Source organism: Sediminispirochaeta smaragdinae DSM 11293 (assembly GCF_000143985.1).
Classification (GTDB): Bacteria; Spirochaetota; Spirochaetia; order DSM-16054; family Sediminispirochaetaceae; genus Sediminispirochaeta; species Sediminispirochaeta smaragdinae.
Map to the genome: position 1 here is coordinate 2,331,365 of NC_014364.1, position 19,959 is coordinate 2,351,323.

The 19,959-nt window shown below is 44.4% G+C and carries 29 protein-coding genes; 22 read left to right on the plus strand and 7 right to left on the minus strand.

All coding sequences use genetic code 11. The features are described 5' to 3' along the window. Positions 1 to 47 precede the first annotated feature (47 nt). The 7 genes from SPIRS_RS10930 to SPIRS_RS21765 form a co-directional block, all read right to left on the minus strand. On the minus strand, positions 48 to 563 hold the full coding sequence (locus SPIRS_RS10930; RefSeq protein WP_013254744.1) for a hypothetical protein: 516 nt from the start codon (positions 561 to 563) through the stop codon (positions 48 to 50). Then, positions 560 to 943, minus strand: coding sequence for a hypothetical protein (locus tag SPIRS_RS10935; protein ID WP_013254745.1), 384 nt, complete (start codon positions 941 to 943; stop codon positions 560 to 562). Before SPIRS_RS10935 ends, SPIRS_RS10930 begins: the two co-directional genes overlap by 4 nt. A 96-nt stretch (positions 944 to 1,039) precedes the next feature. Continuing rightward, complete coding sequence (locus SPIRS_RS10940) at positions 1,040 to 2,263, minus strand: hypothetical protein (RefSeq protein ID WP_013254746.1); 1,224 nt, start codon at positions 2,261 to 2,263, stop codon at positions 1,040 to 1,042. A gap of 174 nt (positions 2,264 to 2,437) precedes the next feature. Next, complete coding sequence (locus SPIRS_RS10945; RefSeq protein ID WP_013254747.1) at positions 2,438 to 3,055, minus strand: hypothetical protein; 618 nt, start codon at positions 3,053 to 3,055, stop codon at positions 2,438 to 2,440. Continuing rightward, a complete protein-coding gene (locus SPIRS_RS10950; protein WP_013254748.1) occupies positions 3,052 to 4,107 on the minus strand; it encodes a DUF262 domain-containing protein in 1,056 nt (351 codons plus the stop codon). Before SPIRS_RS10950 ends, SPIRS_RS10945 begins: the two co-directional genes overlap by 4 nt. A gap of 165 nt (positions 4,108 to 4,272) precedes the next feature. Continuing rightward, complete coding sequence (locus tag SPIRS_RS10955; protein ID WP_013254749.1) at positions 4,273 to 5,340, minus strand: abortive infection family protein; 1,068 nt, start codon at positions 5,338 to 5,340, stop codon at positions 4,273 to 4,275. A 124-nt stretch (positions 5,341 to 5,464) separates the two neighbouring features. Further along, positions 5,465 to 5,806, minus strand: a complete 342-nt coding sequence (locus tag SPIRS_RS21765; protein ID WP_013254750.1) for a helix-turn-helix domain-containing protein — start codon at positions 5,804 to 5,806, stop codon at positions 5,465 to 5,467. A gap of 80 nt (positions 5,807 to 5,886) precedes the next feature. On the opposite strand from SPIRS_RS21765, the gene SPIRS_RS10965 reads away from it, so the two are divergent. From SPIRS_RS10965 to SPIRS_RS11070, 22 genes are all read left to right on the plus strand, one after another. Beyond that, entirely contained in the window at positions 5,887 to 6,117 is a 231-nt protein-coding gene (locus SPIRS_RS10965) for a glyoxalase (protein WP_083771525.1), read from the plus strand. Then, on the plus strand, positions 6,114 to 6,359 hold the full coding sequence (locus SPIRS_RS10970; protein ID WP_013254752.1) for a helix-turn-helix domain-containing protein: 246 nt from the start codon (positions 6,114 to 6,116) through the stop codon (positions 6,357 to 6,359). Before SPIRS_RS10965 ends, SPIRS_RS10970 begins: the two co-directional genes overlap by 4 nt. Before the next feature lie 237 nt (positions 6,360 to 6,596). Next, positions 6,597 to 6,800 (plus strand): hypothetical protein, encoded by a 204-nt coding sequence (locus tag SPIRS_RS10975; RefSeq protein ID WP_013254753.1) that lies wholly within the window; start codon positions 6,597 to 6,599, stop codon positions 6,798 to 6,800. Between the two features lie 569 nt (positions 6,801 to 7,369). Beyond that, a complete protein-coding gene (locus tag SPIRS_RS10980) occupies positions 7,370 to 7,906 on the plus strand; it encodes a DUF2829 domain-containing protein (protein WP_013254754.1) in 537 nt (178 codons plus the stop codon). After that, the gene (locus SPIRS_RS10985) at positions 7,903 to 8,157 is read left to right on the plus strand and encodes a hypothetical protein (protein WP_013254755.1); all 255 of its coding nucleotides are present in this window, start codon (positions 7,903 to 7,905) and stop codon (positions 8,155 to 8,157) included. Before SPIRS_RS10980 ends, SPIRS_RS10985 begins: the two co-directional genes overlap by 4 nt. Then, positions 8,154 to 9,269 carry an ATP-binding protein gene (locus SPIRS_RS10990; protein WP_013254756.1) on the plus strand — a complete coding sequence of 372 codons (1,116 nt, stop codon included), beginning with the start codon at positions 8,154 to 8,156 and terminating at the stop codon, positions 9,267 to 9,269. Before SPIRS_RS10985 ends, SPIRS_RS10990 begins: the two co-directional genes overlap by 4 nt. A gap of 14 nt (positions 9,270 to 9,283) precedes the next feature. Continuing rightward, positions 9,284 to 9,934, plus strand: a complete 651-nt coding sequence (locus tag SPIRS_RS10995) for a hypothetical protein (protein WP_013254757.1) — start codon at positions 9,284 to 9,286, stop codon at positions 9,932 to 9,934. Positions 9,935 to 9,938: 4 nt separating this feature from the next. Then, on the plus strand, positions 9,939 to 10,577 hold the full coding sequence (locus SPIRS_RS11000) for a PD-(D/E)XK nuclease family protein (RefSeq protein WP_013254758.1): 639 nt from the start codon (positions 9,939 to 9,941) through the stop codon (positions 10,575 to 10,577). Continuing rightward, complete coding sequence (locus tag SPIRS_RS11005; protein WP_013254759.1) at positions 10,574 to 11,047, plus strand: hypothetical protein; 474 nt, start codon at positions 10,574 to 10,576, stop codon at positions 11,045 to 11,047. Before SPIRS_RS11000 ends, SPIRS_RS11005 begins: the two co-directional genes overlap by 4 nt. Positions 11,048 to 11,056: 9 nt before the next feature. Continuing rightward, on the plus strand, positions 11,057 to 11,494 hold the full coding sequence (locus tag SPIRS_RS11010) for a hypothetical protein (protein ID WP_013254760.1): 438 nt from the start codon (positions 11,057 to 11,059) through the stop codon (positions 11,492 to 11,494). Positions 11,495 to 11,503: 9 nt separating this feature from the next. After that, complete coding sequence (locus SPIRS_RS11015; RefSeq protein ID WP_013254761.1) at positions 11,504 to 12,043, plus strand: single-stranded DNA-binding protein; 540 nt, start codon at positions 11,504 to 11,506, stop codon at positions 12,041 to 12,043. A 12-nt stretch (positions 12,044 to 12,055) separates the two neighbouring features. Further along, complete coding sequence (locus SPIRS_RS11020) at positions 12,056 to 13,111, plus strand: hypothetical protein (RefSeq protein WP_013254762.1); 1,056 nt, start codon at positions 12,056 to 12,058, stop codon at positions 13,109 to 13,111. Between the two features lie 5 nt (positions 13,112 to 13,116). Beyond that, the gene (locus SPIRS_RS11025; RefSeq protein ID WP_013254763.1) at positions 13,117 to 13,530 is read left to right on the plus strand and encodes a hypothetical protein; all 414 of its coding nucleotides are present in this window, start codon (positions 13,117 to 13,119) and stop codon (positions 13,528 to 13,530) included. Next, positions 13,514 to 13,732 carry a hypothetical protein gene (locus SPIRS_RS11030; RefSeq protein WP_013254764.1) on the plus strand — a complete coding sequence of 73 codons (219 nt, stop codon included), beginning with the start codon at positions 13,514 to 13,516 and terminating at the stop codon, positions 13,730 to 13,732. Before SPIRS_RS11025 ends, SPIRS_RS11030 begins: the two co-directional genes overlap by 17 nt. Next, positions 13,729 to 13,920 carry a hypothetical protein gene (locus SPIRS_RS11035; protein WP_013254567.1) on the plus strand — a complete coding sequence of 64 codons (192 nt, stop codon included), beginning with the start codon at positions 13,729 to 13,731 and terminating at the stop codon, positions 13,918 to 13,920. The genes SPIRS_RS11030 and SPIRS_RS11035 overlap by 4 nt, the downstream gene beginning before the upstream one ends. A 23-nt stretch (positions 13,921 to 13,943) precedes the next feature. Then, the gene (locus SPIRS_RS11040) at positions 13,944 to 14,123 is read left to right on the plus strand and encodes a hypothetical protein (RefSeq protein WP_013254765.1); all 180 of its coding nucleotides are present in this window, start codon (positions 13,944 to 13,946) and stop codon (positions 14,121 to 14,123) included. Between the two features lie 142 nt (positions 14,124 to 14,265). Then, a complete protein-coding gene (locus SPIRS_RS11045) occupies positions 14,266 to 15,552 on the plus strand; it encodes a lipocalin family protein (RefSeq protein ID WP_013254766.1) in 1,287 nt (428 codons plus the stop codon). A 283-nt stretch (positions 15,553 to 15,835) separates the two neighbouring features. Continuing rightward, positions 15,836 to 16,816 carry a hypothetical protein gene (locus tag SPIRS_RS11050; protein ID WP_013254767.1) on the plus strand — a complete coding sequence of 327 codons (981 nt, stop codon included), beginning with the start codon at positions 15,836 to 15,838 and terminating at the stop codon, positions 16,814 to 16,816. A gap of 303 nt (positions 16,817 to 17,119) precedes the next feature. Then, entirely contained in the window at positions 17,120 to 17,428 is a 309-nt protein-coding gene (locus SPIRS_RS11055) for a hypothetical protein (protein WP_013254768.1), read from the plus strand. Between the two features lie 3 nt (positions 17,429 to 17,431). Further along, entirely contained in the window at positions 17,432 to 17,938 is a 507-nt protein-coding gene (locus SPIRS_RS11060; RefSeq protein WP_013254769.1) for a phage terminase small subunit P27 family, read from the plus strand. After that, positions 17,935 to 19,257 (plus strand): terminase large subunit, encoded by a 1,323-nt coding sequence (locus SPIRS_RS11065; RefSeq protein WP_013254770.1) that lies wholly within the window; start codon positions 17,935 to 17,937, stop codon positions 19,255 to 19,257. Before SPIRS_RS11060 ends, SPIRS_RS11065 begins: the two co-directional genes overlap by 4 nt. Before the next feature lie 83 nt (positions 19,258 to 19,340). Further along, entirely contained in the window at positions 19,341 to 19,871 is a 531-nt protein-coding gene (locus SPIRS_RS11070; RefSeq protein ID WP_013254771.1) for a DinB family protein, read from the plus strand. Positions 19,872 to 19,959 lie beyond the last annotated feature (88 nt).

A 19,959-nucleotide genomic window follows, 5' to 3' on the forward strand; every position in this document is an offset into this window, starting at 1 on the left:
ATAAAAGACGACGACTACTGCACTCAATTAGTTAGTATAAAATATTTCTAAATCGCAAGCCTTTCTTTTTTTAATTCTTTAATATAAATCTTAGGTCCAATTCCGAAAATCTCCAACTCTAAGTAATCATCAAGTATTTTCTTAATCTTAGCAGAAGTAATAAACTTACTATTTTCATCAATATTAATATTCTTAAAATCATTATTCTTTAAGGCTACCATAACGTAATCACCAATCTCTAAATCATTCTTTATATCTCCCTTAGTTACTTCTTTTACAAGTTCTGCATTTAGATATAATTTAGTAACTTCGTCATTATTCGTTAATGCCACAAAAGTATCATTCGTTATATATTTGTCAATTTTTACTTTCAATTTTCTATATCCCATTTCTGGATGCAATAAATAAATTTTCATATACATGCCTTGCTTCTTAAAAAAAACCTTAATACCATTTTTTACAGTAAATGGTGGGAAATTTATTTCTGAATCTTTATCAATCCATCCAGGATTTCTCTCTACTTTGATCCAAAACGTAATAGAAAAATTATATTTATTATTCATTTTTCATCTATTCCTATGTTTATCATTTCGTTCAATTTTTCTTGTGTCAAAATATCACCTGTATATTTCTCAGCAGAGGCTCCTTTGTTTTCTTGTTTTAACAAATTAGCAATAGCTGTCCAACCAATTAAACCTGAAGCAAAGGCATTGACAGCTGTATTGGGATTGATTAATAGCAGCCCTCCAATTGATGAGATCAATACAAATCCAAACCCTTTCCACCAAAATTTTACCTTAGTATCTCCTATGGAATAGAAAATATATTTAAAGAAATATGCAGCAAATGCTCCGAAAATTGAAGCAGCAATTTTAAAAAACACCCAAGCGTTTGGATCTTTACCTTCACATAGCCATTCAAAAACTATTTTCATTTGTTCCATGAATTATTAGCCTTTATTATCACGAAATTATTCTTTTATAAGAATTACTATATCATTTACAAAGATCATGATATTTGCCACTCCTACTACAAAAAATTAAAGCATTGTAGATATTTTTACCTCTGTATCTATGTTTTGTCGTTTTTGGACAATCGCATTCTCTCCATATTGTTTCTTGAAATATTCTTTAAATTCCTCTGTTTTTCTTAGCTCTTTGAATAAGGGCCATTCAATCAGCTCATTTTTACCAATCACTTTTCTCTTATTATTATCCTCTTTTATCATTCGTATGGCTGTTCTAAAATCTCTTTCTATAACAGCCTTTGCTATTAAATACTCTTCTGTACATAATGACCAATCAATTTCTGATAGTATTTTCTTTGATTCTTCATCTCGCTCTTGCCATAAATATGTCTGAGATAGATTTATTTTTAACATTGTGTCTAATGCCAATATTCTAATTTTACCAAAACTATTTAATGCAAAATTTAAAATATTTTCAGCAATGTTATAGTTTTCCTCTTGTATTTGTTCATATGCAATGGTATTTAAATTTTTCTTTATGCTATCGTCTGGATCAAGTATATTCCATACAATATGCCCGAGATATACAACAATTAGAAATATAACATCACATGAATGCTGGAAATATTCAGGTGAAACAGATAATTTAGATCCAACAACTATAGTATCACTATTTCTTCCAACTTTTTCTAAATACGACTCATTAACAGAACCATCACAATGGGTAAATAAATTACGCCTTTCAGTGATCTCAATAAACTCCTCTATTAGTTTTTTATCACTTCTCAGATTTATGTTAAGTTTTTTCTCAAACCACTTAAGATGATCATCATGTGAACATCGAATAACTGAATCAACTTCTTTTTCAATTAAATATGTAATAGCCTTCTCTATAGAATCAAATTTTTTAATATCTGCAAATGTTAACTTCCTATCTGAAGTATTTAATATTTCAGGCTGTTTATTCAGAACATAACGTATCAAGTTACCTATGTAGAAATCAAATTGACTTATAAGAGATATAATATAATTCCGTGGTGCTATATTTAAAGATATTTCTAATTTACTTATTTTTTCTTTTATACGTATAAATCTTGTGAATTGGGATTCTGGAATTCTATATCCTTCACCTTTCTCTTTATCAGATATTTTCTCACATTTAGTTTCTAAGAATCTGTTATATTCAATCAAAAGGTTATTATGTAATTGTTCATACAAAGTAGCAGAAATTGGCAATGTATTCTTGATGGCATCAATCGCACTTACGGTCTTGTTAAGGATATCAATAATTTCCATAAACTACCTTTTCTGTGTAATAAAGATTTGATCTTCCGTTCACCTCAAATATTCAAGATATTGACCTGATGCCAAAGTGTAGGAGAACAACGATTTTACTGCCGTTGTAACGTCTCCGCAGAAAACGTGACAATGGACAAGCCAACTTTAACTAGTTGTTCTATAGAATTATTTTTACATGATATTCTCCAGGAAGCCAAGCAAATCATTACTCCACTTATTGTAAGTTTTTACTCTACTATACAAGGGTGTTGAGAATAAGATATCCGTTGGCCATTTTATTTTAGCTATAGAATAGTAAGGTATAACTTTTTTGTACATATCATTCATTGTCGCTCTATTTAAATGTATTGTACAATTTCTTGTAATCTGCAAATGTTTAATACTATTACTATATGATCCTACAAGGGAACTAATCTTTACTTCATGTAATGCAATTGCAATATTTAAAATTGAATCAAAGGATCCCCAAGTAGGCTCTTGGAACGAAGCACTTATAGCTCCATAAGGATTTTTTCTCTTATTTATTTTATATAAAATATTATAGACTATCTCTTTTTCATTTTTTGTATTTAATATACTATTTCGATGTTGATAGCTATTATTAACATCGAAATAACCTGTGTATTTTGATATCCAATATGATCTCCAATACGAATTCCATGCCTGCCAGAAGTAATTAATTATTCCATCTATTTCAAAGCGATTATTACATGATTCATTCTTGTTTAATAAAAAGGTACACTTTTCAAAAGAATTATATAAGGATAGATAGTTCTTTCTTAAATTCATACTTTCTGTAAAGCTTTAATAAAAAATTTTGTACGATTTATTCTATTGCTTACACTATGAGTTGTCTTTAAGCTTGATTTTACAAATTCTGAATATTCACCATCTTCAACTTTTTCATCTACCTCACTTAGCATATTTATTATTTCACTAATTGATTCATTAGTATTATTACAGAATTTCCCTATAGGTAATAATCCATCGATTATTTCTGAATTAATATTTTTTATGCCCCAATTATTATACAATAATGCTGCAAATAAACTATAAAAATTAAAACCACTTAAAAGTTCTTTTTCTAAAAGATCTTTTAACTCTGTTTTGATGAAATCTAATGTTAGAAATAATTTACTTTTTATCTCATCTCCATATATGAAATCTTTATCATTGATTTTGTAAAGATTATCAAGCTTTGAGACGCTCCTTGTGACAATGCCTTCTATAATCAATTGACATAATTCTGTGAAAAGATCTGCATCTATCATCCTAGAAATATCTCTTTGAGATAATATTTTATAATCTTCAAGTATTGGTGTGTATCGTTCAATAACATCTTTAATAAACCATTTAAAATATCCTTGATAGGTAGCATGTCTTTGTTCCGGTTTATTCAATGGCAAAGTATAAGAATTTATTCTTCTGAAAATTTCAATAACCTCATCTCTTGAAGCACCTACAGCTGTGTCTACTGAAATCTCATAAGATAAGAAATTTGATTTATCATCATCTGACAATTCTGAAAATATTATATTGGGATATTCAGAACTTATTTTTGATAGTTTAAATTTGTTATCTATAAAATCTATAATAGAAGTACATCTTTGTTGTCCATCAATAATTTCCCGTATAGACCTTTTAGTTTTCAAATCTATCTTCTGTAATAAAGTAATTTTAGGAAAAGGAAATCCTTTTATGATAGTATCAATAAAGAAGGATCTTGAATTATTAGGCCATAAACCTCGTTCCCTTTGATACTCTTTGTTAATTATTAATTCCTCGTCTGTATAGTATTTATATAGATCAGCTATATTCATTGTATTTCGTATAATTTTCATTCTCGCTCCTTATAAAGGACTTCATTTACCATGATATTAAAGTATGGTATTAAATCAATTTCTGTATACTGATCACATGAACTGTTTGATGAAGTGTCATAACGTTACCCACACAACACAAAACAGCAACGTAGCGATATGCACCCAATCTGCTCAATGTTATTGTTAAGTTTTTCCCTTTGATAATGTAAATAGAAAACCGCTCAAGGCACCTCCAATATCATTAAGCAGCCTAGCATGATCGCCATTTAATTCGTAACTTCCTGGAGCAGCACCATGGGCGGAACCAAAATGTGTTCTTAGGCTGCCAATAGCACTGAAAATGCCCTTTACATTCCCCAATAGTCTTTTTAGATCATCATTTACTTGCTCATCTGGTGAAAGATTTAATACTTTCATTGTTTCCGCAATTAAACTAGAAATATCTCTCCTAACAGGTTGTGGCTGCTCTAAATCTGATAGTATCTTTTTACAAACTGCTTCAAGATAACTACATGTTCTTGTGATGGAATCGGCGGGATCAGTTTGAATGCAGTTTCGTGCTTTCAACCAACTTCCATACAAATTGTGATCATCAGTCTCTTGAAGTACCTTCGTTGTATGTTTAAATATCAGATTAGATTCACTATTAAGCATCTTATCTATAACGGTATAATTATTAGCTGGCAGCTCCATATCATCCAACTGGGATGCGAGATCTTCCAGCAACGAATTTAATGACTCTTCGCTTGATAATGATTCAAGCCATTCGATAGGCGCGGAAGATAGTTCCTGTATACTATAAGTACGCCAATCAACCGGGATATGTTCGAGTGAATCTTCTATATCCATATAAGTAGATCTATAGGCAATGGCAAGTTTTTCAGAATTACAAAATAAGTACCCGTATACCCAATCGTCTGGACCAATCATCCCCAGATGTTTTTCTTTTGAATGACCAGAGATAGAGACATCCTGCAATGTCTCTTTTATTACAACCCCAAATTCCTGCAGTTTTGGATAGATCTTATCTCTTTTGGATTTTATTGCTAATACTCTTGATCTAATGTCATCTATCGTAGGCATTTTAATAATCCCCCAAGTAAACTTACCAGCGCATAGATTAAGTTTTTTGAGTAGAAAAGGATCCACAGTCTTTTCTGTATATAGACCCAATAAAAAGTTAATAATCTCCTTGTATTTGATAAAAGCATGAACGGGTAGTTTTGGGGCATAAGACCAATCACAATTCATACTTATATCTAAATCTTTATATGAATAATTGTAACCCCACTGTCTTCATAGAGCAACAAAAAAACTCAACTTTCTCTAACAGCTTGCTATCGTGAGAACTTTATAATCTTGCATTCGATAGCCTTTACGCCTCTCGCTTAGCTCTTTGAGCAGAACGATCAGCCAGGCTGGAAGTCAGTGCCCTAACTGTTTCCAGATCCTTCTCATCCAATGCTTCCAAGTCCTCTACGATATCTGCATAGCGTTTCGGTACTTGCCAGTTGTCCGGATTCTTGCCAGTTACCAGATATTCTACGGTAGTATCAAGCACCTCAGCTATTTCTACGGCTTGATCCGCATTAGGCATTGTTTTTCTTGACATCCACTTCCGAAAAGTTCCAAAACTCACGCCGGTTTTATTGGCGACCCATTCTTGAGTTGTCTTTTGCTCTTTAATTAAGGTCTTTAGCCTTTCCCAGAAATCCATACTTCATTATCGGCTATAAATAGAGCAAATTGTCACAAAAAACACTTGACAATGTTCCTTTATTGCTCGATTATGAATGTATGAATAGAGCAAAAATGGAACATAAGAGTCCGCCAGCTGTGAAAGTTAATCTAACTGAGGATGAAATTAAAAGAATTGATAAGGGTCCCTTAAAAGCAACTTCAGGGAGAGGTCGTGCAACTTGGGTTCGTAACCTCATTACCAAGGAACTTGACCGTTACGAATCCATCCAGTCCGGCAACACACAACTCGACTCAAAACCATTTAATCAAAACAAGGAGATGAAATGACGTACATGAACCAGACCGAAGCGGCGAAGTACCTTCACGTATCGCCCAGCTATGTGAGCAACCTGACCAGACAAAAAATGATACCTCACAAGCGGATCGGCGGGAAAGTGATCTACACAAAAGAGCTTCTCGACCGGTGGATACTTGAAGATTCATTACGAAGCGTCGGGATAGACCCGAAGAAAAGCCGCCTGAGCGACACGGTTTTAGGAGAAGAGCCTTCAACTACGGGGGATGAGTAACGGGCCTACCCGGCCGGAACCTCAGATCGGTGATCTTTGACAGATAAGAGAAGGGATTAAGAGATAAGGATTTAGTGCTGTCCTGTATAGGGAAACCATTTGGAATGCTGAGAAAGCAGCCTCTGACCAGGCCATTACCACTTGTGGGGTTCGAATCCCCGAGGGCAGCAAATCATAATCTGCTACCGGTCAGTAGACCGGCAATCTACTCCGTGAAAAGCGGGAAAGGAGGAAAGCGTGACAGACAAAACGAAGCGCATTATAGCCTATGCGCTGACTGCGATAGCCGCCGCAGTTTTGGCGTTTGCCGAGCTGTTTGGCTGGGACCTGCCGGACTGGGGAACAATCATGAACGTAATAGTCATCATTGCATCTCAGGTCTTCGGCATTGAGTGGATTCCACCCAAGCGGGCAAGCAATGGAACCGGCGGAAACGGTTAAAAATTTCAGATGAGATAACGGCTAAAAACAGGCAAACGAGACGCAATCGTTAACTGCGTTGGCGCCCGGGAAAATTAGATAGGGCTGACCGGGGGCAACCAGTGAGACCGCAAGTAGACGGGCATAATTGAGGCGAAAGCCGAGTGAATGATCAGGATGGCAACCTGATTGAAAAGCGTGTTATGTCGATAGCCTAAGCTCCGGGTCGCGCCGGACACTGGTTATTGTTGATCTTACGGTATAGATGTGTTGGCCACCAAGTACCAGCAATGGTGATTTATATCGCACTATCAACTACCGAGCGCCGGGGAATCGTGGCGCTTTAAGTGACCGGATGACCAACCATATACCTTTTCGATATGGCGGTAAACAGCACCTCCCCAAGGCGTAACGGTCGTCCGGTTTCTTAACTCCCTCGTATGGGGGAGAAAAACAATCCGTGATGCCGGAGAAATAATAGCATCTATATTTTCGCGGCTGTATGCCGGGATTCAAACAGGTTGGATCGGTAAACACCAATTTTCCTACCGGTCCAACAACTTTCAACCTTTTTCAAGGAGGACATGGTAATGGAATTGGAAGAAAAAGAAAGCTTGCAAGGTTTCATAGGAGTGAAAAGGATCAAAGCACGACCGATGACCAGGCGTGGATACAACGGCTATCGTGGCTGGCAACTTCCTGCGGATGAAAATGGAGATGATGAAGGGATGCTTGTCGAGTATGTCGATGGCGGTAAATCCAATCATCCCGCACATGAGGGCTATATCAGCTGGTCACCTATCGATGTTTTCAATCGTGCATATCGGCCATGTGATGCCCTTACGTTTGGCTTTGCAATCGAAGCGGCAAAGGCCGGAGAGAAGATTGCCCGAAAAGGCTGGAATGGAAAGGGCATGTTTGTCTTCTACCAGAAGGGCTACCCGGAAGGAATACCGATCAACAAAAATACCGCAGAGGCAACAAGATTGCCGGAAGGAACCGTCTGCAAATTCCGGCCGTATCTCATGATGAAGACAGCACAAAACGACTTCGTGCCATGGGTTGCATCGCAGACCGACATCTTAGCGGAGGACTGGGAGATTATCGAGCAGGGAGAACAGAAATGAGTATTGAAACAAAAGAAAAGGCCGCTCCAGGCAAGGATACGGCCACAGAAAACAACCACACCAATACTACCATGATTGGATTCAGGCAGCAAGAACTTCACGAGATCGAGGAAAGCCTTGAGGAGATGGACCACAAGATACAGGAGCTTTTCCGTTTCGGAACCGCCCATAACCGGGACATCTTCGCCATGAAGCTATCTGGTGAGGTACGGAGAATCAGAGATCAGTTGAACGAAGGGAGGCTGATGTGACGATCGAAAAGACAAGCCAGATCAAGGCAGGTGATAACCTTGTGATGGTGATCTACGGCAAAGGCGGTGTGGGAAAGACAAGCTTCACCGCCTCAGCTCCGAACGTGATCCTTCTCGACTTTGAGAACGGAACCAAATACCTGGGAGCCCGCGGCTTCAATGTAGATGTGATCAGGCTCAAGAGCTGGCCGGCAAACGCTGAGAAACAGAAGCTTGCGGCCTTGGTTGCACCCTACCACACCATCGCTCTTGATCCCCTTGGGGAAGCGATGGAGAAGCTCCTCAATTCACCGGCGTTGAATGGCCGGAAGTTCCGACAGGCAGACGGATCGTTGACCATGGCAGGATGGGGCGAAGCTAAGGCACAGATGCGAAGCTTCATTAAGTGGCTCCGGGATTCCGGAAAGAACGTGATCATCGTCGCTCACGTTTCGGAAGAGAAAGACGGGGAGATGATCACCAACCGCATACAGGTTGCAACAAAGCTCAGGGAAGAGATACCGAACATCGTGGATGTTATCAGCTACATGGGAGTGAAGATGGTCGACGACAAACCTGTTCGCATCCTCTACACACCCCGGCAGGGAGACCAGTTTGACTCAAAGGATCGAACCGGCCGGATTCCCTTGACTGTACAGGTCAGCGAACATGATGGCTTTAACGACCTGCTCAAGGCTATGGAGATCGGGCAGCAGAACATCCCTGAAAACAAGATGCCGGTACCGGAGGCAACACCTACCACATCCCAGGGGCCGCAGGACGAGAAGCATACGGAAACCACACCAAAAGACCCGGACGAGGAAGCGCGAACACAACTCAAGTACCAGCTTGACGGTGCCATTGTCGGGGAGCTGGTTACCAAGGCCGAGCGGGATGAGGTGCTTGCAAACAGCAAGAAGTACAAGGGCCAGGTGCTTGAGGCCTACATCAAGAGGATCAGCGATGAACTCTTCAATCTCCAGCAGAAGGCAGAAAGCGCAAACAGCACCGTTGCACCTGAGCGGAAAAATCAGCAGGCAGAGAAACCGGAAGAGGTTTTGGAAGAACAGCCGCAGGACGACGAAGAGTATGCGGCAGAAGAGGCCGGACAAGCAGAGCTCGAAATCTGGTAGGACAGGAGAAGGACATGAATATTACGGACATAACCGTTGAGGATATCATCGAGGAACAGGAGACGGCAGAAGAAACGGGACTTGAGAAGCTCAAAGGCGATATTGATGAAGTGATCAGTCGGATGGAAGAGCTTTCCATCCAGAGTGACGAACAGCTTGCAGAAGCAGGTCAGTGGCTTGTGAAGAACAAGCAGACACAGAAGATCGTCAAGGACCACTTCGAGCCTGAACGCAAAGAGACCTATGCGGCCTACAAGGCTGTGACCGATCAGATCAAGAAGTACACCGACATCCTGACCAAGGCTGAAAGAACCGTCAAAAAGAAGATGGGAGCATACCAGGCGGAACAGGAACAGCGACGCATCGAGGCAGCAGAGAAACAGCGTAAAGAAGCGGAGAAGGAACGGGAGCAGCCAAAGGAAAAGGGAAATTCTGCACCTTCTATTCCCCTTCCCCCTGAGAAGAAAGAAGAGCCGGTGAAGATTGACGGGGTTTCCTTTTCGGATAACTGGACCTTCATCATTGAAGAGACCGACAAAATCCCGAGGGAATACATGATCCCGGATGAGAAGAAAATCCGCCAGGTGGTGAAGGCGTTAAAGGCTGATACCAATATTCCCGGTATCAAGGTCTACGCGGAAAAGACCGTCAGTGCCAGGACATGAGACCATGACAATTGAGGCACGAATAAACATTGACTTTGCCCCTGAGGAACACACCTACCGCGTTGACGGCAGGAAAGTTTCCAGTGTGACAAGCATCCTCAAAAGTGAAGGGTTCATTGATACCCGGTGGTACAAGCCATCGGGTACTTCTCGCGGGGAAATGGTCCACCAGGGAACGGAGGCAATCGACCGGGGCCACCTTACCATTGCACAGTTCCCACCATCGGAAATTATTCCCTACCTCAAAGCCTGGCAGGCCTTCAAGGCTGATATCGGGGTGAGCGAGTTTGTGATCATCGAGCTTCCGATCGGCAGCAAGGTTATGGAATACGGGGGAATCCCGGACCGGGTTGCAGTGATCAACGGGGAGTATTGGCTTCTTGATATCAAGAGCGGAGCACATGAGCTATGGCACGGTCACCAGCTGGCCGCCTACAAGATAGCCCTTGAAGAGACCTTCGGACTGCCGATTGCAAAGCGTCGGGTGGTGCACCTGAAGAAAACCGGGAAGTACTCAATTTGTGGGGAGGACAAGAAGATCGGTTCCTTTGACCTTCCGGTCTGGGAACAGCAGTGGATTGCGATCGCGACCGCTCGGCTGATCAAACAGCGGTACGCAAAGATAAAACCGGAGACTGTATGAGCCAGAGAGCAATTGTCATTCCAGCGGCCGAACGGATGAAGACCGGAGAGCCGGGAGTCGTTTCCTTCCGCGTCGGTGAGGTATTCCATGAGTACCTTGTACACCTTTTCAGGTACCAGGAGATAGAACGCAAGTCACCATCACCCTATTACTCACTCAAGATCGACACTCCAAAGCGGCCGAGGACAACAGGAGAGAACAGCCAGAACCATCATATCAACGGTCACTGTCAACAGATAGCCGTTGATACCGGCCAGCCATTTGAGGACGTGAAGAAGTACGCGAAACAATTCGCGCTCACCATGGGCTACCCCATCCTTGAGGACGAGAACGGCGAGCCTATACACGACCTATGGGGAAAACCGCAAGGGATCAGTGAGTCTGATTGCAGTACGGAAGATGCCGCGATCCTGATTGAAGCGATCCACCAGTTAGCGGCGGAAATGGGAATCAACCTCATCGAGGACTAAGGAAGCACCATGGGAAAAACAACAAAGCAGAGAGCAAAACCGGTACGAAGACAGAAGACACGACGGCAAAAGGCCGTAGATGCGGCAGACCGGTGGTTCAGTCTCTACATACGACAACGGGATGGGAACCGTTCAGTGACAAGTAACTGTATAAGGAACCTGACCTGTTCACACCTGTTCTCACGAAGATTCTACGCTACCCGCTGGGATGAGATGAATGCCTATTGCCAGACGGCAGGAGAGAACCTTTACCACAACCGGGATGCAGGACCTTTGACCAGTTACTTTCTCGATGTGCATGGAGAGGAAGCCTACCGGAAGCTGTATGAAAAGGCCCGCTCAGGGGCCAAGTTCAGAACAGACGAGATCGAGGATATCGCTGCTTACTACAAGAGCCGGTTTGAACGGCTTACACAGAAGCAGCGCGACTTTTTCAATGTTATTTAGGGAGGGACTATGGCAAACGATATTACCAGTTTCACGGCAGTAGGACGAGTGACCCGTGATGCGGAATTCCGATACACGAACGGTGGAACACAACTGTGCAAGTTCAGCATTGCGTCGAATTACAGCAGGAAGGTACGGGATAACTGGCAGGATGAAGTCAGCTATTTCGATTTCACCCTATTCGGGAAACGGGCAGAAGCACTTGCTCAGTATCTCACCAAAGGTCAGCAGGTGGTGGTTTCAGGACAGCTCAGACAAGACCGGTGGGAGGACAATGGGGAGAAGCGAAGCAGGGTTGCGTTCTTCGCCCAGGATGTACAGCTGATCGGGGGAAAGCCCGCCGGTCAGAGTAACGGGCAGTATGGAGAGGCCCCTTACCAGGGTCCGCCGCAGAACCGGCAGCAAGGCTACCAGCAGGGGCCTCCGCCTAACAGCGGCTACCAGAAGCCGACAAGCGGCTATGACCAGTGGGGACACCCCATAAACCCCGGACCTAATAATCAGGGCCCGGAACAGGAAATGAACTTCGACGACGACATACCGTTTTAAGGACGAATTACCATGGCACGACGCAGAATGATCGACCCGTCAATTTGGAGCAATGAACAAGCGCAGTGTTTATCAACATCGGCGTTCAAGGTGTATGTGTTTCTCATTTCACAGTCCGATGATGAGGGGTACCTGAAGGTATCCCTCGTCATGTGGCCCTCATTGATTAACCCGGTTGACAGGAGCTACACGAAAGAACAGCTGGTAAATGACCTCAATGAGATTCTTGCCGCGGGGCTGGTGGAAGCCTACAAGTCGGGTGATGAGGTCTATGTGAAACATCCTCATTGGACACTGTACCAGACCATACAGAAGCCTTCAGGAAGCAAATACCCGAAAGATGGCGAAAGAATCTACCGCATAGAGGAATATCGTAATGATATCGGTACGGTACCACATGAATATGATACCGATACAATACCGGTAAACGACCACTCTCATTTCGTACCGCCTAAGTTAAGTAAAGAGAAGTTAAGTAAAGATAATACTAAGATACCTTCGGTAGCATCGGCAGAGCCTCAGCCTGAGCAGGGAGAAGCGACTAAACCGGCAGAAGAGCCGGAGCCGGAAAGCTCTCCACTTCCCCCACCCGATTCGCAACCCGATCCAGAACCTGACATCGAACCGGTTCTTGAGCTTGAATGCCAGGCACCGAAGAAGCGCAAAGCCAGCAAGGGGAAAGCACCTACCGCCGGGAAAGAACCGGCAGACCCGCTGTACCACTCGATCAAGGATTCCTTCCTCGCTGTGGCCGGAGACTTCACGAACTGGGGCAAGGAAGGCAAGGCGATCCACGGGATCATCGAGAAATGCTCACGCGCCTCACCGGAAGACCCTGCCGGGTGTGCCGAGCGGATGATCGGGGAGTTATGGCGGCTAAAAAATTCCCGAGATCGGTTCTACCGAGATCAGCCCTTTCTCCCCTCCACCCTCAACGCTTCGGGAATCTGGGACCGGGTGGCGGAGCAGCTGAAGATCACGGCGGACGAGCTGGAAGGTGCGAGGATGTGGGAAGCGCTTGACCCCTACGGGGTGAGAGGTAAGGCAAAGCAGGCGGTGGGAGGCTAACAGGTATGCAGTGGAACAGCAACTGGAACACGAAAACGTTCATGGCGATGTTGCAGCAGTACTACGGCAAGCTTTCGCCGATCCACGCGGGAGCGCTTGTCGACTGGCTCGATAGCAAGCAGTTTTCGGGGGAGTATCTCAAGAGGCTGTACCAGGAGATAACCGAGAGCTACTCAACGAAGTTCGGCCGTCCCTGTGATCTTGCGATCGTGAAGGAAGCTGACGAGCGGCTGTACCCGCATTACTTTCCACCGGCGAACCTGCTTGAGGGGGACGGGAAGATGATTGAGGAGCGGGTGGCCGAGCGGGAAGAGGCGGCACAGTTTATGCATAACCTGATCGAGAACCTTGTGAAGAAAAAGCGGCGGGTGAAGCCAGTGAAGAAGCCGAGGAGAGTGCGGAATGACATTCACAGATAAGTACCTGAAAGAAAGGATTCCGGCGTTAAAGACCGTTTTCAAAGGCGATGATCCTATTGAAAAGGAAATGGTACTTGAGATAACGGACTATGACCGAGGGATCATTGAAATGAAAGCTGGTAATGAGTACTACCGGTTCCGGCATGTTGATCTTGAGCGAGCCGTTACATCGATACAGGTGCGGCAAGAGGTAAATGCATGAGCGAGTATGGTGTAAGAAAAGTTTGTGGGAATTGTAGATCCTTCGAAAAGTGCTTTGCCGAATCAGAGGAGCTTATCGGAATCTTTTCCTCCGGTTGTCTTGCGGCTGATAAGGAGGAGACGCGGCAGATGCCTGCGTGTGGAGACTTTGAGCCGATGATGAAGCCGGTACCGCTGTCCGGGGAATAAAGGTGCTGGTGTTGGGAGGGGCAATGAGCACGATGATATCGGCGGACTGTAAGGATCAGCGGGTGGCTGACTCTATCCGCTGGCTTTTGTATGAGCTTGAGAAGGCAAAAGACGGCGAGGTGGTGGTGTCGTTCTATGTGAAGGGCGGGAAGGTTCGGGGAGTGGAGAAAGTGGTCAGGGATAAGAGTATTAAGCCGACATAGGACATACACGGAACATGTTGTGTGAGAATTGGAAAAAAAACTGGCTGTATATTGTTTTTATAAGTTTACGGTATATACATTATGGTGGTATAACGTGTATAAATTGTTTTTAAAAAACCAAACTAAAAGAAAGGATGGAAGGATGAAGAAAATCTGGATTATTCCGGTGTTGCTCCTGTCGATAGGCCTCGCCGGTTGTAGTATGTTTGGAAACGACGGGGATGACGACGATGATAACAATACCTCCGCTCCCTTTACTATTGTTGGTTCCTGGGTTAGGGAGTCGCCCTCTTATTCCGATACTGATGTCTATCTATTTGCCTCAGATGGTACGATGACTCTCTATAGCGATTATGCAATGACAACCGTAGCTTCAGTATGGACCTGGGCATTATCTGGCGATACATTAGCCTTTGATGGTGACACACCCTTGCAAATGACAAATATCAGTGAAAATGAGTTTATCATGGGTTCTTCTACCTATTATCGTAAGGGGTTCGAGCCTGATGGACATTCTGAATCATTGCCTGTTGGTTTCTGGGTTATGGCGTCTCCCTCTTATTCCGATAGTGAAGTCACTCTATTTGCCTCAGATGGGACTTATACTCTTTATAAAGACTATGCAGTGGCAAATGTAAGTGAAAAAGGGACCTGGTCATTATCAGATGACAGTTTAACCGTCGACGCTTCTTTAACTAACGCAACAGAAACAATAACGGTTGTTAGTGAAAATGAATTTACATGGAATGGATGGACCTTCTATCGCAAAGGCACCGAGCCTGATGGACATAATGATCTAATAGGTACGTGGGTTCCATCTTTTTACTCTATACCTGATACCGAAGTACATCAGTATAAAGCTGATGGAACCTTCACATACTATAGTGATTACGCGATGCAGAAGATCTATCGTGAAGGTACCTGGACGTGGAACTCTGATCATACAGTCCTTACAATAGTCTTCACACGCTACGCCAATGGTTCTCAAGACTCTCAAGTTAAGTTTCTCAGTGGTAATAAAATCCAGTATGGTGCTGAGTACTTATATCGGAAAGGATCTGAACCCTGTGGGAATGTCTTGTCCGGTTCTGCTACAACGCTGGCTGTCGATACAGCGTATACAGGTGAATTTACTGATCTAAGTGCTAAACTTTTTTGTGTAACGGTAGAGGATGGGGCAAGCTATGAGATTTCCTGGGATGATTCTGATGAGGGTAGCGGTTCCTATACTGGAGATATATCAGTCTCCGCATATAAAGCGGATAAGGCAAGCAAGTATTTTGCAGAAGAAGATCGTGGATATTCTGTTCCCCAGAGTCTTTCCGCTAATGGCACTGTCATGTATATCGTTGTGGTTCCTTACCTTGAGTTTTATTTTAGTGACTCCCTTGGTACCTACAGCCTAACCGTAACAAAGGTGACACCATAGTAGGCATATTTCCTAAGGCTCTGTGACAAAGAGTAGATATCGGGCATAGATTTCTCTATGCCCATTTTTTTTGTCTTCGTGAAGGGCGGGAAGGTTCGGGGTGTGGAGAAAGTGGTCAGGGATAAGAGTATTAAGCCAGCGTAGGACATACACGGAATATGTTGTGTGAGAATCCTGAAAAAGAGCTACCTGTATATTGTTTTTATTGGTTTACGATGTATACATAACAAGTATAATGTGTATAGTGTAAACTATAAAACAAACCAAAAGGAAGGATGGAAGAATGAAAAAAATCTGGATTATTCCGGTGTTGCTCCTGTCGATAGGCCTCGCTGGTTGTAGTATGTTTGGAAACGACGGGGATGACGACGACGATGATACCGCTGCTCCCTTTACTATTGTTGGTTCCTGGGTTAAGGAGTCGCCCTCTTACCCTACTACTCATGTCTATGAATTTGCCTCAGACGGATCTTGTAATATTTATGACAACTATGCAATGACAGGCGTACCGTATAAAACAACCTGGTCATTATCTGGTGATACTTGGAGCCTTGATGACGACTACTCAGCTACAATAACAATTATCAGTGAGAATGAGTTTACCGTGAACGACAGCACTACCACCTATTATCGTAAGGGCTACGAGCCTGGTGGGCATGTTGATGAAACATTGCCTATTGGCTCCTGGGTTATCGACCGTTGCTCTTTCCCTAATACTAATGTCTATCTATTTGCCTCAGATGGGACTGTTATTCTTTATGCAGACTATGCAATGACAACCGAAGATGCTGCAAGTACCTGGTCATTATCTGGTGATACTTTGACCCTTGATGGCGACTCAGCTACAATAACAATTATCAGTGGGAATGAGTTTACATGGGATGGATATAGCTACTACCGCAAAGGCTACGAGCCTGATGGGTTTGCATTGGATGGACCTGCTGCCTCTCTGAGTTTAGGAACCGCCTATGACGGGAACTTTACCGATGGAGCTGATTTCGATGTGTTTACTGTGGCGGTAGAAGATGGGGCAAACTATGATATTACCTGGGATGACTCTTTTGACGGTAGTCACCACTATAGTGGAGACATAAAGGTTATTGCATATGCGGCAGATAGAGCAACCGCTTATTTTTTTGACAAAGATAATGGATATACTCACCCTGAGACTATAACCGCTAGTGGAACAATCATCTATATCATTGCCCGTCCGTATGATTCAGACTCGGTAGGGACCTACAGCCTGACGGTGACAAAGCAGTAGCATATTGTTGTTATCACCATGAACTAAAACACATGACGGGCATAGATTCCTCTATGCCCGTTTTTTTATGGTTTCCCCCTTGATGCAAAAATTCTTCCGTGATAGAATTTTTCTTGTTAGATAACCCAAGGTAAGCATACTTACCCTGGCCGTTCCGGACGGATTCCGGTCGCTCTAATGGTGCAAGAAGCAATCAGGCGGCGAAGTACCTTACGTTAAACACTGTAACAGGTGTCTTTCGTGAGCTACTTCGCCGCCTTTTTTTGTGCCCTTTGGCTTTGACAGAGGAGAGGACGAGAGACTATGGGAAGGCAGGATAGACGAAAGAGTTCGACACAGCGCGGGTATGGAGCAGCCTGGCGGAAGATACGCATCGAGGTCCTCCAGGCCTGGGGCATCCCGAGGCTCCATGCAGATCACAGCAGAAAAACTGCGAAGTTTGACAACGGCTTTGGTAACCAGAAGAGGAAGGAACCTCGTCCCGTTTCCCCTATCATCAATCAGGGCACAGCCCGCCTTACGGAGGGGGGATGTAAATCTCTGGGGGAAAAATGCCCAAACCACGCGCCTATACAAACAAACACTCTGTCAGCAAAGGCAAAGGGGGTATAGGCCATGAGTCGCGGCGGACACAACAAAAAGCCGACTATTTTAAAGCTTACCCATGGCACCTTCAGAGAGGACCGGGCCAATGAGAAGGAGCCGGAAGTCAAGGCACTTGATGAGGCGCCCAAGGCACCGAGCCACCTCAACACTTTTGCAAAGAACAAGTGGAAGGAACTTGCCCCGGTGCTTGCACAGACCCGTGTACTCTCTGCGACTGATCTCACCATGCTGGAAGCCTTGTGCGAGGCATACGGACAGTACCGGGAAGCGCAGTATGCGGTCTACCACTACACAGATGATGACGGGAAGAAGAGGAAACGAAACCTTGCCCAGTACATGAGTGGGAAAAACTCTCAAACCATGCCTGAGTACACGGCCATGCGGCAGGCGTTGTCCATGGTCAAAACCATATCCGCAGAGTTCGGGCTCTCGCCTGCAACCCGCTCCCGCGTGAGTGCAATCGACACACCTGAAGCAAAGGACCCTATGGAAGCGCTTTTAGAAGGGGCCGGATGATGTGGAAGCGACTCGTACTTGTGGGGCTTTTGATGAGTAGCCTGTTTACCTACCGCCAGTATGCCCAGGATGTTGCAAGCGGGAAGGTTGTCACCTGCAGGTGGGTGAAGCTTGCTGTAGCCAGGTGGGAAAATGACCTCTTACGGCAGAATACTCCGGATTTCCCCTACTACTTTGATGAGAAATGCGCCAACAGGTATATCAGCTTTGCTCAGCAGCTTGAGCACACGCAAGGCTTCAGCGGGAAGATCGTGCTTGAACCCTGGCAGCAGTTTGCCTGGGCGAATATCTTCGGGTGGAAAAGTACGGCCACGGGCCTGAGGCGGTTTCGAAAGGCATACCGGGAGGTTGCAAGGAAGAACGGGAAGACGGTCGAAGGGGCAGCAATGATGAACGCCTGCTTTCACCTCGATAAAGAGATCGGGGCCGAAGAGTTCTTTCTGGCGGTGGACCGGAACCAGGCGAAGAAAGGCTATGACGAGGCGGTACGCCAGAACCTTCGTAACCCTACATTATCGCGGCTTACCAAGGAGTACCGATCCTCAAAACGCCTTGTAAAGGTCAATGACCCTGCGGCCTTCATGACCCCGGTCTCAAGAGATCACAAGAGTCAGGACTCCTGGAACCCGCATGCGATCTTAGTGGATGAGTACCATGCCCACGCGACCAATGAGCTGATCAACGTGTATGAGTCGGGCATGGGAGCACGGAAGCAGCCCTTAACGATCATCATCACCACGGCCGGGACGAACATCAACGGGCCTGCCTATCAGGAAGAGCGCACGCTCGTTACCAAGATCCTTGAGGGAAGCATCGAGCCGGTTCCGGAACACATCTGGGGGATCATCTACACCCTTGATGAGGGGGACAGGTGGGAAGATCCTGCGGTGTGGATCAAAAGCAACCCTAATATGGGAGTGAGCTTTTACCGCGACTATCTTGAAAAGCGTATTGCAGAGGCCAAGGGCTCGCCCCGGAAAGCCAGCGATGTTTTGACGAAGAACTTCAACATATGGCTTTCCTCTCCCACCCGGTGGATGGATCACTCGGTGTGGATGCGGGGAAGCGCTCTGGTCATTGAAGAAGAGCTTGTCGGACGAGGGGCCCGTGGCGGGCTTGATCTATCGATGACAACCGATATCACGGCCCTGTGCTGGGCATTCGGTGAGAAGGACGGGCTGAGGAGGGACTATCAAGAGCTCTTGATCAGATACGAAGGCTTAGAGAGGCAGAACCGGCAGCAGCAAACGGCCCTTAAAGCCGGGGGCTCTGTCCTGGCCGCCTCTATCATTGTGAATGTGCTGCAAGCTGTGTTTTGATCGGTTTAGGAATGTAAAAAAGTTGTACCCTTCTTCCTATCCGGATTATAATACTTATAGGGTAGCTTTTTACGGAGGATGCGTTGGACCAGAACAGCATTATCAAACAGCTTGAACGAAACGGCAGAGTCTATCAGGAACTTTTAGTTGGCTTCACTCAGCAGCAAGCAATCTGGAAACCCTCACCGGAACGTTGGTCTATTTTAGAAACAGTTTGCCATCTCATTGATATTGAGATAGAAGATTTTCGTTATGATTTAGAAATTACGCTTTTTCATCCGGAGCAATCATGGCCTTCATTTAGCATTGAAGATTGGGTAGTAGATCGAAAATACAATGAGAGAAATCTAAGGATCTCAGTAGAAAAGCTCCATGAAGAGAGAAACAAATCGGTTGACTGGCTCTCCGGCTTGGGAGGATTTGATTTACGGGCAACACATTCTGGAAAGGGGTTTCGCCGAGAGCCAATGAGAGCCGGAGATATTCTCGTTTCATGGCTTGCCCACGATCATTCTCATATTCGCCAGATCGCCCGTTTGAGTTGGGAACTTCTTAAGAAAGAAGCCGTACCATATTCATCAGAGTATTCCGGCTACGACTATGATGGCGAGTAATTATCAGGCTACTGGTTTCTGTTGAAGAGAAATCTCACTGCTTGAAGGATCAGATGATAAGTATAGGAAGCACTTCGGTGCTTTCTAT